This window comes from Flexibacter flexilis DSM 6793 (assembly GCF_900112255.1).
Taxonomy (GTDB): domain Bacteria; phylum Bacteroidota; class Bacteroidia; order Cytophagales; family Flexibacteraceae; genus Flexibacter; species Flexibacter flexilis.
This window is the reverse complement of the sequence record NZ_FOLE01000009.1, coordinates 1-15,842: the sequence shown is the minus strand read 5'-3', so window position 1 is coordinate 15,842 and position 15,842 is coordinate 1. Positions and strand designations below refer to the sequence as shown.

At 40.1% G+C, this 15,842-nt stretch carries 11 protein-coding genes; 4 read left to right on the top strand and 7 right to left on the bottom strand.

What is annotated here, in order from left to right; all coding sequences use genetic code 11:
- Positions 1 to 73 precede the first annotated feature (73 nt).
- Positions 74 to 1,459, bottom strand: coding sequence for a hypothetical protein (locus BM090_RS18430; RefSeq protein ID WP_091514360.1), 1,386 nt, complete (start codon positions 1,457 to 1,459; stop codon positions 74 to 76).
- Between the two features lie 287 nt (positions 1,460 to 1,746).
- On the opposite strand from BM090_RS18430, the gene rplM reads away from it, so the two are divergent.
- From rplM to rpsB, 3 genes are all read left to right on the top strand, one after another.
- Positions 1,747 to 2,190, top strand: coding sequence for a 50S ribosomal protein L13 (gene rplM, locus BM090_RS13740; protein ID WP_091514355.1), 444 nt, complete (start codon positions 1,747 to 1,749; stop codon positions 2,188 to 2,190).
- A 15-nt stretch (positions 2,191 to 2,205) separates the two neighbouring features.
- On the top strand, positions 2,206 to 2,592 hold the full coding sequence (gene rpsI, locus BM090_RS13735; RefSeq protein ID WP_091514352.1) for a 30S ribosomal protein S9: 387 nt from the start codon (positions 2,206 to 2,208) through the stop codon (positions 2,590 to 2,592).
- A 100-nt stretch (positions 2,593 to 2,692) separates the two neighbouring features.
- Positions 2,693 to 3,478, top strand: a complete 786-nt coding sequence (gene rpsB / locus BM090_RS13730) for a 30S ribosomal protein S2 (RefSeq protein WP_091514349.1) — start codon at positions 2,693 to 2,695, stop codon at positions 3,476 to 3,478.
- A gap of 82 nt (positions 3,479 to 3,560) precedes the next feature.
- Here rpsB and BM090_RS13725 read toward each other — a convergent pair whose 3' ends face one another.
- The 6 genes from BM090_RS13725 to BM090_RS13700 all read right to left on the bottom strand — a co-directional run bounded on the left by BM090_RS13725 (position 3,561) and on the right by BM090_RS13700 (position 10,050).
- Positions 3,561 to 4,262 (bottom strand): MAE_28990/MAE_18760 family HEPN-like nuclease, encoded by a 702-nt coding sequence (locus BM090_RS13725; RefSeq protein WP_091514345.1) that lies wholly within the window; start codon positions 4,260 to 4,262, stop codon positions 3,561 to 3,563.
- A complete protein-coding gene (locus BM090_RS13720; protein WP_091514342.1) occupies positions 4,255 to 5,370 on the bottom strand; it encodes a DUF262 domain-containing protein in 1,116 nt (371 codons plus the stop codon). Before BM090_RS13720 ends, BM090_RS13725 begins: the two co-directional genes overlap by 8 nt.
- Entirely contained in the window at positions 5,367 to 6,425 is a 1,059-nt protein-coding gene (locus BM090_RS13715; RefSeq protein ID WP_091514816.1) for a DNA cytosine methyltransferase, read from the bottom strand. The genes BM090_RS13720 and BM090_RS13715 overlap by 4 nt, the downstream gene beginning before the upstream one ends.
- 42 nt (positions 6,426 to 6,467) lie before the next feature.
- Positions 6,468 to 7,316: an alpha/beta hydrolase gene (locus BM090_RS13710; RefSeq protein WP_091514338.1), complete on the bottom strand. Its 849-nt coding sequence runs from the start codon at positions 7,314 to 7,316 to the stop codon at positions 6,468 to 6,470.
- An 87-nt stretch (positions 7,317 to 7,403) separates the two neighbouring features.
- The gene (gene trxA, locus BM090_RS13705; protein WP_091514334.1) at positions 7,404 to 7,724 is read right to left on the bottom strand and encodes a thioredoxin; all 321 of its coding nucleotides are present in this window, start codon (positions 7,722 to 7,724) and stop codon (positions 7,404 to 7,406) included.
- Between the two features lie 187 nt (positions 7,725 to 7,911).
- Positions 7,912 to 10,050 carry a glycoside hydrolase family 97 protein gene (locus tag BM090_RS13700; RefSeq protein WP_091514331.1) on the bottom strand — a complete coding sequence of 713 codons (2,139 nt, stop codon included), beginning with the start codon at positions 10,048 to 10,050 and terminating at the stop codon, positions 7,912 to 7,914.
- Between the two features lie 314 nt (positions 10,051 to 10,364).
- On the opposite strand from BM090_RS13700, the gene BM090_RS13695 reads away from it, so the two are divergent.
- Positions 10,365 to 15,176, top strand: a complete 4,812-nt coding sequence (locus BM090_RS13695; protein ID WP_091514328.1) for a T9SS-dependent choice-of-anchor J family protein — start codon at positions 10,365 to 10,367, stop codon at positions 15,174 to 15,176.
- Positions 15,177 to 15,842: the final 666 nt, after the last annotated feature.

The window sequence follows — 15,842 nt, the reverse complement described above, 5'->3', positions numbered from 1 at the left end:
TTTGTATTTATTTTCGAGAAAATTAGCTTTTCAGTAAACTAACGGCTCTCTGTAATGTTTTATTTTGAATGAATTATTCTTTGTTTTTGCGCTTAAACTCGTCGGTGATGTGCTGGCGCAAAAGCTGATAAGGCCTCAAACGGCTGGCTTCCGACGCTGTTTTTTTCTCGACTGTATTTTGTGTAGCCAAGATATTTTTTAGCATTTTATTTTCCAACTCGGAGGCTGAATGAGAAATTCGTCTGTCTAATTCTGCCGAATGGCCGTGTTCGTAACCGTCTGCATAATAGGCTGTTTGCGAGGCGATTTCGCTGGTGTAAATGTCGCTCAAAAGTTGCTCGTAAGACGCGTCCAAGTCTTCTAATTCTTTCGTCAAATCTTGCGCCGAAGGCAGCAGTTCCAACTCCACTTTGGCGCGTTGGATTTGGGCTTGTGCTTGCGCGATTTGCTGCTCACTGGCCTGTAATTTTTGGCGTTCTTCGGCCAATTGTGCTTGCTTTTTGCGCAAAAGTTTCGGCAACACCAACTGTTTTTTATACAAAATATCAAGTGCAGGAAAAGCAATTCCCAAACAAACCGCCCCCGCAAAAGCAAATAAAATACTGCTCAAAATAAACGAAGTAACACGCGCCCAGTTGTTGGTCAGGGCGTTTTGGTGCGCGGCGATTTCTTGGTCTATGCGCTCAATTTCTTTGTTCATGCGTAGGCGCACGGCTTGGTCTGGTTCGCGGCTTTGTTGTTCCTGAATTTTATTTTTTTGGCTTACCAAATCGCGTTTGGTGTTTTTGAGTTTGTCGGCTTCGCCGCGAAAATAGCCCAAAATGCCAAGTGTAATCATGGCCACCACGCACAAAGCCACCAAAACGCCGTGATTGGTGCGGATGCCTTGTCCCGTGCGGTACGGCTTTTCGACGATGCGGTCAATGGCGGGTTTTATCAGGAAAGCGAGTGCGGCCAACCCGACGGCAAAAATCCAAGATTCGATGCCGCCCATGTCCAACCCCCACGACACAATATCATGTGTGATAGAAATATCCGAGCTAATAAATACGATACCCGCCAACAAATACAGCACGGCAGGAATCCAGCTATACGGTGCAATCAGGCTGTTTTTTTCTTTTTCGCCCGCGTCGATGGCTTGCCCCAACGTAGCAAAATCGGCCTGAACGCGTTTGTAACTTTTTTGTTCGGTTTCGATTATCTGCTCATTGTCAATGATTTGATTTCGAAACAAAAGCGTTTTCTCGCGCCACACCGCGTAGGCACTTTTTTTCTCAACTATTTTTTGTTCGAGAATTTCGCGCTCTACGGTATATTGTTTGCTTCGTTCTTTTTCTTGTATATATTCTTTGTAGTGTTCTTGTTGCACTTTGAGCAAACCATTCATATAACCGCGATTGTAAAGGTCATCTGTTGGTAAGTCGGTGTTCGGAGTTATGTTCGGGATTTGATTTTCCATGCCAATACATTAAGGAATGTTGCAATTGAGCTTATTTGTTCAAAAAAACAAAGTTATAGAAAAAAAGCAGCAGGCGAGGGGAAAAGGGGCGTAAGGCGAAATGACCTGATAGCAGGTGCGGGAGCGTGTCGGGGCGGTAAAGTATTGATGGAGAATGTTTCATGCAAAAATATTTTTGGGTTTTTGGGAATAAAAATTTGGTAGAAAGAAAAAATGTGTACCTTTGCAGTCCTTTTGTGAAAAAGGATAGATAAATTATTTAACCATAAATTAAGCCAAGTAAAAAAGTGGACGCATTAAGTTACAAAACTGTATCGGCCAACGACGCAACTGCTGACAAGCAGTGGGTGATTGTTGACGCCGAAGCCGCTGTTTTGGGTCGTTTGGCAAGTGAAGTTGCCAAAATGATTCGGGGTAAACACAAAGTAAATTACACCCCTCACGTTGATTGCGGTGATTATGTAATCGTTATTAACGCTGACAAAATCAAGCTTACTGGTAAGAAATGGGACGACAAAGTGTATATCTCGCATACTGGTTATCCAGGCGGACAACGCGAAGCAACCCCTCGCCAGCTTAAAGCAAAATCGTCAGCGATTATCATCGAACACGCTGTAAGAGGTATGTTGCCTAAAAACCGTTTGGGTCGCCGCCTTTTCACCAAGTTGTATGTTTATGAAGGTGCTGAGCATCCACACGCTGCTCAACAACCTAAAGAGATTAAACTTTAATCCCCTCTCAAGTCAATGGAAGTTGTAAACACATTAGGAAGAAGAAAAACAGCAGTAGCACGCATTTATTTGTCTGCTGGCAGTGGTGCCATCACTGTAAACAAACGTGATATTAAAGAATATTTTCCTTCTGAAATTCTGCAAACAATTGTAAACCAACCATTTGCGGTATCTGGCGAATTAGCTAAATACGACGTAAAAGTAAACGTAAAAGGTGGTGGTATCGCTGGCCAAGCTGAAGCAGTTCGTTTGGCTATCTCTCGTGCATTGTGCGAAATCAGCGCGGATTTCCGTCCTGCTCTTAAAGCGGAAGGTTTCCTTACTCGCGACCCTCGCATGGTGGAACGCAAGAAATACGGTCGTCGCAAAGCACGTCGCAGATTCCAATTCAGCAAGCGTTAATATTTGTTTTGGCGCGTTGCTGTCGGCTTCTTTTTCCGAAAAATTAGCTGCCTGAAGCGTTGCCTACAACCTTTAATCATCTCAAAGATTTACAAAAAAAATGGCTCAAAAAATAGAATATAAAGATTTGTTGGATGCTGGTGTACACTTCGGCCACCTCACCCGCAAGTGGAACCCTAAAATGGCTCCTTATATCTTCATGGAGCGTAACGGTATCCACATTATTGACCTTAACAAAACGCTTACAAGCCTTGACGAAGCTACAGCAGCTATCAAAGGCATCGTGCGTTCTGGTCGCAAAGTGATGTTCGTTGCTACTAAAAAACAAGCAAAAGAATTTGTTTCGGAAGAAGCTCGTCGCCTTAAAATGCCTTACGTTACAGAACGTTGGTTGGGTGGTATGCTTACTAACTTCGTAACAATTCGCAAATCCTTGAAAAAACTCTCTAACATCGAGCGTTTGATGAAAGAAGAGGCTTACAAGAGTCTTGCGAAAAAAGAAAAACTTACTATCGCTCGTGAAAAAGAGAAATTGGAGCGCATCTTAGGCGGTGTAACTGACCTAAACCGTTTGCCTTCAGCTCTTTTCGTAGTGGATATTAAGAGAGAACACATCGCTATCGCGGAAGCTCACAAACTTGGTATTCCTGTGTTTGCAATGGTAGATACAAACTCTGACCCAACTGCGGTTGAGTTCGCTATCCCTGCTAACGACGATGCTTTCAAATCTATCGCCCTTATCACTAAAGCAATCGGCCAAGCTATCGAAGAAGGCTTGATGGAGCGCAAACGTGAACGCGACGAAGACAAAACTCGTGAAGACGAAGAAGCAAAAATCAACGAAACGTCAGAAGCTCCAAAAGCTGCTGCTCAAGACGAAGAATAATTGATTTTGAGTTCTTACCAAAATAACAAAAGCGACTGTAAACTAATAAGTTACAGTCGCTTTTGCTTTGTGTATGAGGTAATTATTTTTTGTATTTTTTGTCGTTTATGTATTTTTCTACTGATGTAATAAATGCGTCTAAGTATTCATACACTCTATCTTTTGCATCAGTTAATTCTGTAGTGGAACATTGTCTGCCTACATCTGTAAATGATTTTTCTCCATGAGCCAACCAATTACGTTTTTGTTTAATATTAGATAAGGCTGTACCATGAGTACTTGCATTATACATTTGATGAATGTATTTTATTTCAATATTCATAGACTGGGCTGTATTTTGGATTGTTCGTGCATCCAAAGACCCTCCATAGCTTATTTCATTTGATACTAATGATATTGTGTCATTTTGAATCTGAATAGCAATATTCATTATTGTTTCAATAATCGCTTCTTTCTTTTTTTTGTCATCGTGTTTATAAAGTTGATTTAGCCAATATTTTTGTACTTCATTAATAACATCAAAGTACTTTAAATGGTCATCGCTAATACTGTCAAATATTGAAACAATAGAGTTATAGACGGTTGATTCGATTAAATTGTACAGAAGCAAATATGCCGTAGAACGTAATGCGCATATTTTCTCGCTGTTTATTGGCAATGATGTTGTTATACCTTCATTGAGGTTATAAGCAGAAATATTAGGGCTTTCTAATTCAATTATTCTCAATATCTCGTAATATGAGTCTATTTCTGCTTTTCTTGTATTAAATTCATCTCTAATCATTGTAAGTAAGTTTGTTTAAATCTTGAATGCCAAGCAGACAATTTTTTACAAAATCAATTCTTCCAATAACTTTAGATTTATTGTTGGCAGCATCAGAAGTGGTTTGTATTTTAAACTCATTGGAGTTTATCCACTTTGTATTCACTGGTTTAGCAAACAATAATTGTGGATTTTCCCTTAAAGCTAAATTAGTACCAATGGATATAGCCTCAAAACGAACACGAGGTATAGATTTAGAATTTTGTGATTTTCTAAATCCATTTGGTATATTTTTTTGCACAAAATCTAATGTTCTAAATAGTTCATCTTGCATTATTTGTTCTTGTTGCTGGTCAAATGTTTGCCCTACATTTATAATATAATCATCTAAAAAACCTTTAACAGAATGAACAAAATTTTGATAATTATTAGAAAAAGCAAAAAAGCGCGTGATTAATTCTTCTTTTTCTCCTCTTAGTTTTTTACTATCTTTTGTAGAACTGAAAAGTGCGCCAAATTCAGGGGAATCTGCCATTTTTAGAATAAATTCATAAAATTTATTGTCTAAAAATTTACCTTTTCTAATTTCTGCGGGTTCTAATCTTTTACCTCCTTCATTTACACGCCTAAAAATATCTGCCCGAACACCTTCAGTTGTGTTATCATCAATTATATAGAGCTTGAGTTGTATATTCAAAAATTTACGTTTTCGTGCTGAATTTAGGTCACTAAAAGAAAATCCATTTAACGTATCTAACGCTTCTAAATCTGACAAAACAAGCTCATTATCAACAAATGACTTTACAGATGAAAGCCTTTGAACGCCATCTAATAACTCTAAATTTCCATCTTCATCTAACTCAAAAGCAAACAATGGCTGTATAGGAACACCCATCAAAAGCGATTCAATAAATCGAGATTTCATGTTTTCTGGCCAAACAAAATCACGTTGATAAATAGGTACATAAAGCCCCGAAATAGCGTCATCTTCAAAATTTGGTTTTTGCCCTTTAGGTACAAATTTTTTGAGAAGTTCGCCAATAGAATAATCTGCAAATCTATAATTATAGTCTGCCTGAACGTCCTTGATTTGTTCTTCTGCTTTTTCTGATTCTTCTAAGGTTTTCATGCTATATTTTTTAGATGTTCTTTAATGCTTTTGGCAATTACTTCTCCTAATTTAACAGGAACAGCATTTCCAATTTGTCTTGCAATGGCTACCGAAGAGAAGTTTTGCTGTTTTTCATCAAAAAACTTATAGTCAATTGGAAATGTTTGAAGCAGCGAAGCCTCTCTTAAAGAAATTGCTCTATGTTGTTCAGGATGCCCAAATCTACCATTGCCATAGCCAATACAATGCGTTGTCATGGTTGGAGCAGGCTCTTCCCATTTCATTCGCCCATATACACTTGGATAAGACTTCCCCGAATCCTTTTTATGGCATTCCAACTTTAAATCATTAGGCCAGTCTTTCCAACTGCCACCATAAGGCGTTTTCTCAATTCTTTCTTTATTGAGAGGCGTTAGTTTTCTTGCATAATGTAATTTATCATTTTTATATGCCTCTCCGTCCTGAATTGCAGGAAGCTGTCCTATGGCATCTTTAACAGTAACGTACGTTTTTTTAGTGTGAGTTTTGGGAATTAATTGAATTTTACCAAGCCTTGATGCTAATAAAACAAGTCGCTTTCTTTTCTGAGGAATACCATAATCAGGACAGTTTACCACTTCGTAATGCACAAAATAGCCTAACTCTTTTAAAGAATTAAGAAAATCCTCAAAAACTGGAGCTTTTTTGAAGTTTATTAGTTGAGATACATTCTCCATTGAAACTATATCAGGTTGAGTTTCTCTAACTATTCTCGCAAAATCATATAATAAACTCCATTTCTCGTTATCTTTTTTTTCTTCATCTTTAAAAGTATAAGAGGAAAATGGCTGACATGGGGCGCAACCTACTAATATTTTACATTCAGCTTTTTCAAATAAAGGAGCAATATCCTTTTTTGAAATATCTGAGACACTTTTTAAAATAAAAACGGAATTATTATTTGCCTCAAAAGGATACTTGCAAGACTTATCAATGTCTATTCCTGCAACAACCTTAAAATCTTCTTTCACAAAACCATGTGATAAGCCACCAATTCCGCAAAATAAATCTATTACAACAGTGTTATTTAACATATTTGTCATCATCTACACCGCAAATTTAAGAATAAATTTCCACTAACGCCCAAAAGCCCATTTCAGGAAATCGGGCATAATCTCGCCCCAAGTCTGTTGGTTATGCTCTCCGCCTTGTACTTCCACGTATTCGATGTCGCGGTCGGTGTAGCCTTTGGCTTTTAGTTCGTGTATCAAATCCAACGTATCGCCAATAGAATCAATGATGCCGTCGCCGTCGCGGTCGTTGGTTTCGTCGTTGGTGCCTGTTTGCAACCAAAAACGTAACCCTTCTTTTTTTGCCTGACTTTCACGGATTTGGGCTTGCATGATGCGGTCGGCGGGCACATATCCTTTGCCAATATCGCGTCTGCGCCACCAAAACGAACCCGAAAAAACGCCGACTTTTCCGAACAAATGCGGATAATGCCACACGATGTCTATGGCCGAGAGTCCGCCCAATGAAAAGCCCATAAACGCCGCATTTTCAGCTCCTTGCAAGGTTCTGTAATGGCTGTTGATGTAGGGCATTAGTTCTTCCAAAATAAAAGAAATATACTTTTTGGCTTTGCGGCCTCTGTTGGCAAAATCCAAAATTTCGGCAGTTCCATAGTCCAAAATGCGTTCGTTGGCATCAATGGCCACCACAATAAGCGGATTGGTTTGGCCAGCATTTTGGAGGTTTTCCAGTGTTGCGGCCAGCTTGATGGCTTCCATGTCTTGCCCGTCGTTGGCATAAAGCACTTTGTAATGCGCGTTGCTGTCGTGGTAGCCGAGCGGCAAAAAAATGCGCACAGTGTAATCTTTGTGCTGAACAGCAGAATGAAACGATTTAATTACCCATTGCTCAATGGCCGACCCTTGTACAGCCGCCAATTCTGGGACTAAATGATTAGATAAATGTTTGGGCATAGGCACTCAAATTAAACGGCAAAAGCCTGACCACAACGGACAGGCTTTGCAAGATAAAAATTTTTCTGAATCCAGAATGTTATTTTATTAGAATTGGGCAGAAATTTTGCCAGCTAATACGCCTTTTGCTACTGCACCAACTTGTTTGTCCACTATCTTGCCATCTTTGAAAACAAGTAGCGTTGGGATACTACGGATACCGAATTGTACGGCAACGTTAGGATTTTCGTCCACGTTCAATTTGCCGATTACGGCTTTGCCTTCGTATTCGCCAGCCAACTCTTCTACGATTGGCGCAATCATGCGGCAAGGACCGCACCATTCAGCCCAAAAATCCACCAAAACTGGCTTATCTGATGCAATGATTGATTCGAAGTTTGCGTCAGTAATTTCTATTGCTTTTCCCATGAGAATAATGAATTAAAGATTTTATATAAATTTAGTTTCAAGTCGATTAGCTTGTTTTATCATAAAAGACTAAAAACAAATAAAAAGTTCAATATAGGAATAAATTTTGAACGCCAAACAAAACGAGGCTACAACCGCTTGAGTTATAGCCTCGTTTTGTTTATTTTAAATTTTGATTTTCAGTCGATTAAAGTTTTGCTTTAATTGTTTTCAAATCTTCGGCAGTTGCTTTTTTAAGGCTGATCGCGAAACCGCCACTTGCCGCCAACTTTTGCGTCAACTTAGATTTTTTGGTTACCAACACTTTGCGGATAGCGTAGCTTTGAGGCTTCGTAACATAGTGTGCGTCTGCGCCGTCGGCGTAAATTGTGGCTACATAGGTTGCTTTGTCGTCCAAGAACGAGAAATCAAATTTGGCAGTACGCGGATTTTCGTCTGTGATGCCGCCCACAAACCAATCTTCTTTGCCTTTGGCTTTACGCGCAATCGTAATGTAGTCGCCTGGTTCGGCTTCAATGATTTTGGTATCGTCCCAATCTACGGCCACATCTTTAATGAACTGGAACGCATCAGGGAAACGTTCGTAGTTGTCGATGATGTCGGCAGCCATTTGCAGTGGGCTGTACATGGTTACATACAAAGCCAATTGTTTCACCAAAGTAGTTTTGATAAAACGTGTATCGTCGGATTTGTAATAGTTAAATTGCGTTTGGAAAATACCTGGTGTATAGTCCATTGGGCCACCCATCAGGCGCGTAAATGGCAGAATAGTAGTATGTTCTGGATTTACACCCGAAAAAGTTTCGTACTCCGTACCGCGAGCCGCTTCCGCTGCAATGTAGTTCGGGTAAGTGCGGTGCATACCTGTAAGGTGTACGGTTTCGTGCGCGTTTACCATGAGTTTGTAGTCGGCGGCACGCGTAAAAGCTCTGTGATAATGTTTTACCATCCATTGGCTGTAATGGTGCTCGCCGCGCGGAATGATATTGCCCACATAACCCGATTTTACAGCTTTGTAACCATGATTTACCATGAATTTATAGGCTGTGTCCATCCAACGTTCGTAGTTGGTTGCCGAAGCTGATGTTTCGTGGTGCATGATGATGCGCACGCCTTTGCTTTGTGCGTACTCGTTGAGTTCTTTTACGTTAAAGTCTGGATAAGGCGTTACGAAATCAAAAACGAATTCTTTCGAGTGGCCAAACCAATCTTCCCAACCTTCGTTCCAACCTTCTACCAACACGGCATCAAAACCATGTTTGGCCGCAAAGTCAATGTATTTCTTTACGTTTTTGTTGTTGGCTGCGTGTGTTTTGTTAGGCGTTAATTTTTTGTAATCGGTTACGCCCAAATGGATATTGTCCACATCGGCATACGACCAAGAACCCTGATTTGGGCAGAACATTTGCCACCAAACGCCCACATATTTTACTGGCTTAATCCAGTCCGTCGTAGGCAGTTTACAAGGTTCGTTCAGATTCAAAATCAATTTTGAAGCCAAAATATCAGTGGCTTTGTCAGAAACCACAATCGTGCGCCAAGGGCTTTGACAAGGCGTTTGCATATAACCTTTTGCGCCTTGTGCGTCTGGGGTTAAGTGCGTTTTGAGTACAAAATTTTTGCTGTCAAGCTCTACGTTCATGGCGGCGTAGTCCATCAAAGCAGCTTCGTGAAGGTTTATGTACAAACCGTCTTGGCTTTTCATCATCAAAGGCGTTTGCAAACCATTAGGAATGACAGTTTGCGAAACATTTTGTTCGTAACCTTCTTTGAAACGTGCAGGAACTTCCGAAAGTTTGGAAGTAACATAGTTGTATTCTTCCGTGTCGTAATCGCCTGCAATCCACCACGCTTTGTTGTCGCCCGAAAGTGCGAATTGCGTTTCTTCTTCAGCGATTACAAAATAATTCAGATTTTTTTGTTGGGGAAATTCGTAACGAAATCCAAGACCGTCGTTGAACACACGGAAGCGAACCAAAATTTCGCGGTCTTCTTTGGCTTGGCGCAGCGTAACGGCCAATTCGTTGTAGTTGTTTTTGATGGTTTTAAATTCACCCAAAACAGGATTCCAGTTTTCGTTTACGGATTTTGTTTCCTGTTTTTTCACTTCAAAACCTTCCAGCAGTGCTGGCGCGTCTTTGAGCGTAAGACCTAAGCGGCTGTTTCGCACAACGGCTTTGTCCTTGTAATTGAGTTTGTAAGACGGTTTTCCATCTTTTATTTCAAAGGCAAATTCTAATTGGCCATTGGGCGATTTGATCGACTGGGCAACAGTCGATAAGCTCAGGGAAAGTATCCCTAAGCCAAAAATAATTGTTTTTTTCATTGTGGCGTATTGTTATTAATTTGAAAAATATTGGCCAACACCTGATTCCAAGTGCAAGCGCAATGGGGCTGCAAATTAGAACAACGATTGCATATTCCCAACAAAAGCATTTCTTTAAAAATTTCAACGCTTAATTATTGCTCCAGCTACCTTCATTTTAGACCGTATTATTAGTGTTTTATAAATAATTACAGGCATCTTTATTCCTAATAAAAATCCTCTATCTTGCACGCGCTTTTGTCGAAATGGAACTTCAATTCCACCAAACGAAACAACCTAACTCATTTATTTTTTAAATTTTTCAATCAATTTTTATGATGAAACGAACAATTACGAGGCTTTGTCTTCAATTATTGGCGTTCGGAGCATTGCCTACAATGGCACTGGCACAACAACCCAACAATGATAATTGTGCAGGAGCATTCCCCCTCACCCCTAGCATTGTATGTACACCTACAGCCGCATCATCAACCAATGCAACAGCATCTTTGCCTCCGCAATCGGTTTGTAGCAGTTCCAGTGAATCTGACGATGATGTATGGTTTTCTTTTGTTCCTACTACTTCAGGACAACAAATTACAGTAGTTGGCTCTAGCTCTTTTGATGCTGTTGTTGAGGTTTTTTCAGGAGCTTGTGGATCTGCTGCGCTTACCTGTAAAGATGCTACAGGTAACGGAGGTACTGAGTTTATCAAGCGTACAGACTGGGTAGTAGGTCAAACATACTATTTCCGTGTTTATCATTATTCTACGGGTTCAGGAAGCGGTAATTTTACTGTGTGTGTTACAGAGCTTCCTCCTCCTAGCAAAATTGTATCTACGCCTAATGGCGGCAACTGGAGCAGCACTAATACTTGGCTTGGAGGTGTATTACCTACAGAACAAGACAGCGTACTGATTGCCGATGGTTCAAAAGTATTAATAGATGTTGACGCAACGGTTGCCAATCTAGAAATTGGTACTAATGCTGCTGACACTCGCTCTGTATTGCGTTTTTCGGGAACGCTTTCACGCACACTAACCGTAACAGGCAATCTAGTTGTTAACAATATGGACACGCTATTGGCTTATGGCAATGGAACATCTACTCGTAATGTTTATGTAGGAAAAAATCTAACCAACAATGGCTATGCAAACTTTACACGCGGTAGCACAAATCTCTACTTTAATGGAACCCAAACCCAAATGTTGGATGGAACTGGTACATACGAAGGTGTAAATGGCGTGGCTGTTTTTCGTCAGATAGTGGTAAATAACACTGGTGCAAATGGGGTTTTCCTTATTACTCGCCCAATAGCCGCTACAATAGGATTTACATTGTCTGCAGGTAATGTAATGACATACGACAACTTAACATTAGATAATACAATCACGATTGCGGGTGTAACGTCTCCTAACACTGTTACTTTACGCAGAATGCACGGTGCTTTCGTTGGCAACATTAATGTTCCAGCAGCGGCCACATACAATGTTAACTATAGCGCAATTACATCGACTGTTACTGAACCTAATATTACGGCTGGTTCAGAATTAATAAATGGTTATATTAATGCTTTAACCATCGAACGTCCGTCTTCTACCGTTTCATTGCCAGCATCTTTACACCTCAAATCAACTTCGCCACTTACCTTAAGCAGTGGTTATTTGAAAGTTGAGAATGCTGATGACACCTTAAAACTTTTAAGCAATACAGCTACACTTCCTTCAGGAAGTTCATCTTCTTATATAGAAGGTGCTATTAGTTTAGTAGTTAACACATCATCTGTAACACGCACCTTTCCATTAGGCTCTGGTGGTCAGTACCGCCCCGTAGTATTTAATAGCATTAGCGGCACTAATGATGTGTATTATGCGCAAATTTTAACTACTGCTCCAACAGGTGCTGTGATCACCCCACTTACAAGCGTACTTGGTGCTCGCGTATATAAATTAGGCTCTACAGCTACTTTAGCAGCAACGGCAACAGTTACATTTAGCTATGGTGCAGACGACAATATGACAGGTGGTGTAGGTAATATCCGTGTAGCACAAGCCTCAACAGCTTCTGGTGCTTGGGCTGAAGTTTCGGCTTCTTCTTCGGCGGGTTCACTTACTTCAGGTACACGCACAACAAATGCTGGTTTTGCGGTAGCCAACAACCCATTCTTTGCATTTGCCACGACCGTAGCTGCTAATGACCTAGGTGCTACTGTTTTAGTTTCACCCAAAAACATTGGTTGTGGCGGAACAAATGTTCCTGTTATTGTTACGATCAAAAACTTTGGTAGTGCAACTCGTACTTTTGCCAATGACACTGTAGGTATTTTTGTTACAAATCCTACGGGAGCACACCAAGTAGTTCGTACTGTATTAAATACTGGCTTTTTAGACGTTAATGCTACAATGGACGTAACATTAGCATCTGGCATTGAGCTTAGCGACGTAGGAACATATCGTTTACGTGCTTTTGCAAAAGCTGCTGGCGAATCTACAGGTACAACCTCAAACGACTCGGCTACGGTAGTAAACAAAATCATTACTGCCCCTGTAGCATTGTCATTACCTGTCGTAACCTTCGAAACGTTTGATGGAAGCAACCTTAGCACAATCACTAATGGACTTTACACTGAAGCTTCTGGCCAAACACCAAGTGGCAGTACTTCAAACTGGCTTTCGTATAATCAACCAACTTTGTTTGGTGGAAAAACAGCTAAAGTAAATCTTTACTCTAGTACACGTCGTGAATGGATTATTGGGCCAAAAGTAACACCAGATGCAAATACGTTTGTACGTTTCCGTACAGCTATTACGAATTATAATTCTACTAGTGCTGATGCTGATGGTATGACAGGTACGGATGATAGTTTAAATGTAATGGTTTCAACGAACTGTGGTCTTTCGTGGCAAAGACTTGCCAGCATTACAGCCGCCGACAACTTAGGCTTTGCTGTTCAAACCAAACAATACAGCTTGGCAGCATATGCAGGTCAGAATATCATGGTAGCACTTTTTGCTACAGACGGAACTATTAGTAACAATAACGACTACGATCTACACATAGATGATTTGGAAATATACATATCGCTTGATCTGGATTTGGCTTCAACTGTTATCGTTTCCCCTAAAGCATTGGGCTGTGGAGGCGAAAATCTTACAGCCGTAGTGCAAATCAAAAACCTTGGCGGTGTAACACGTAACTTTTCTAATGACGTGGTAGGCCTTGCTATTACAAGCCCTTCTGGTGTACATAGTGTATTACAGACAACATTAAATGAAGGTGCTTTGGCAATCGGTCAAACGTTAGATGTAACTGTAAGTGATGGGCTTAACTTAACAGAAGTTGGTACTTATCGTTTGCGCGGCTTTGTGAAAGCTAATGGCGAACCTACAACGGTTTCAGGCAATGACTCTTCGGTCGTTTTGAATAAAGTAATTGTAGCACCAGTGGCATTGCCATTGCCTGTTCTGACATTTGAAACTTTTGATGGAGAAAACCTTAATACTGTTACAAATGGATTGTACACAGAGGCTACTGGCCAAACAACACCAACAGGAACAACTTCTAATTGGATTTCAAGTACACAAACAGCTTTATTTGGAGGAAAAACAGCTAAAGTAAATCTTTTCTCTACTTCACACCGCGATTGGATTGTAGGCCCAAAGGTTATTGCAACACCGACATCTGCTATTCGTTTTAATACCGCTATTACCAATTTTGCCAGTACATCTGCTGACGCAGATAACATGACGGGCACAGATGATAGCTTAAAAGTAATGATTTCTACAAACTGTGGTTTTTCATGGCAAACACTTGCCAACATTACAGCTGCCGACAATTTAGGCTTTGCCGTTCAAACCAAACAATACAGCCTAGCGGCCTATGCGGGACAAGAAGTAATTGTTGCCCTATTAGCAACCGATGGTACAGTTGACAACGCTAATGATTATGATTTGCACATAGATGATTTGGAAATCTTCATACAAGAAGCAAATGACCTAAAAGCTGTGGCTGTAATAGCACCAACCAAACCTAATGGCTGTGATTTCTCCGCAACAGAAAAAGTAAAAATCACAGTACAAAATATCGGTACAGTAGCACAAAGTAGCTTTAATGCAGGCTTTATGATGTCTTGGACTGTAAATGGCCAAACAGCAGGTAGCGTTTCTGCCAACGAAACATTCAACAAGTCTTTAGCAGTAGGTCAAATAGACACTATTGAATTTGCTATGCCAGTAGATTTAACGGCAACGGCAGTTTACAGTATCACTGCTTATACCGATTTGGCAACAGAAACACTTACACATGCCAACGATACCATAAAAGGTTATACTATCAATCATTTTGGCTCGGTAACAACTCTTCCATACGTAGAGGAATTTACAAATACATTGCCTAATGGCTGGAGTAGTCAGATGCTAACAACAGGCACAGGTAGCGGTACATCTACAGGCAACTGGTCATTTGTTTCTAGCATGACGAACCCTTCAATAAGTCCTGTATCTGGTTCAATAGCATACTTCAACTCTTATAGCTTTTCGAAAGGTTTAGAAGCTCGCTTAGCAACTCCATGTTTCGCATTACCTTCAGTAGCGGCCAACGATACGCTACGTTTGGTATTTGCCATGTCACAAGACAGTAGCTACAATGACAGAACGGATAGCCTGTCAGTACGTGTTTCTACAAATGCAGGACAATCTTATTCGGAAGCACCAATATTAGCGGTGCGTCGTTATGTGCCTCATATCTTGCCACGTTGGTCAATATTCAGTATTGATTTAGCTGCATATCAAGGCCAAAATGTAAGATTCGCATTTGATGCTTACAGTGGTTATGGTAATAACATCGGCTTAGATTATGTGAAAGTAGAGCACATAGCTGTAGTTGGTACAAAACCTAATACAGGATTGGCCAAGGCTATTGAAGTATATCCCAATCCAAGTTCAGGTTTATTTACAGTAGATCTCTCACAAATAACAGGAGAAGCTTCTGTTTCTGTTACGAATTTACAAGGTAAAAAAGTTTGGACAGGATACGCCACCGAAACGGTAAGCACCATAGACTTATCTAACTTGGCTACAGGCTCTTACTTGTTACAAATCAATACAAATAAAGGATTAGCAGTTAAACGTATTATCGTTCAACACTAATATTTCTTTTATCAATAAAAAAGGCGTTGAGAAATCTCAACGCCTTTTTTATGTACAAACCGATAAACTATTTAGACCTATTGGAATCATGCTAACGTTTTACAATAATTAGATATAAACCTTAGCAGACAACCTAAATTCAACTTTTACAAAACCAAAAATGGCTTATTTTTAGATGAAATCTAATTCAAATAGATAGCTACTAAGATTAACCTTCAAACCAATATCAAAGTCAAGTAGTTTTGATTGCATAAAGACTGAAAGTGCCACACTACGTTTTATATAATAAAGCAATCAATTTATACAAAAGTAAACATCTAAATAGGCCAAAAATACATCTCCCGCCACCCCAAGACCAAACTAATCCGTCATGCGTACGATTTGGCTTTGCTATCCCAGAACGAGTTAAAAGGGCAAGCCTTAGCCGAGTTTATCGAACGCAGCGTCAGCCTGCTGAACTAATTGAAAGATAATTGGTAATCAAATCAAAAGAAAAGGGTCTTGCATTGTTGCAAGACCCTTTTTTATTGTTATTTTTTTCTCTGCCCTATTCCTTATTTGAGTTAGATTAGGTATAAACAGCAAAGAGGGTCATCTCTTGTGAAGATGACCCTGTGCTTAATAAGGTTGGCAGCTACCTACTCTCCCACGTGTGACCGCAGTACC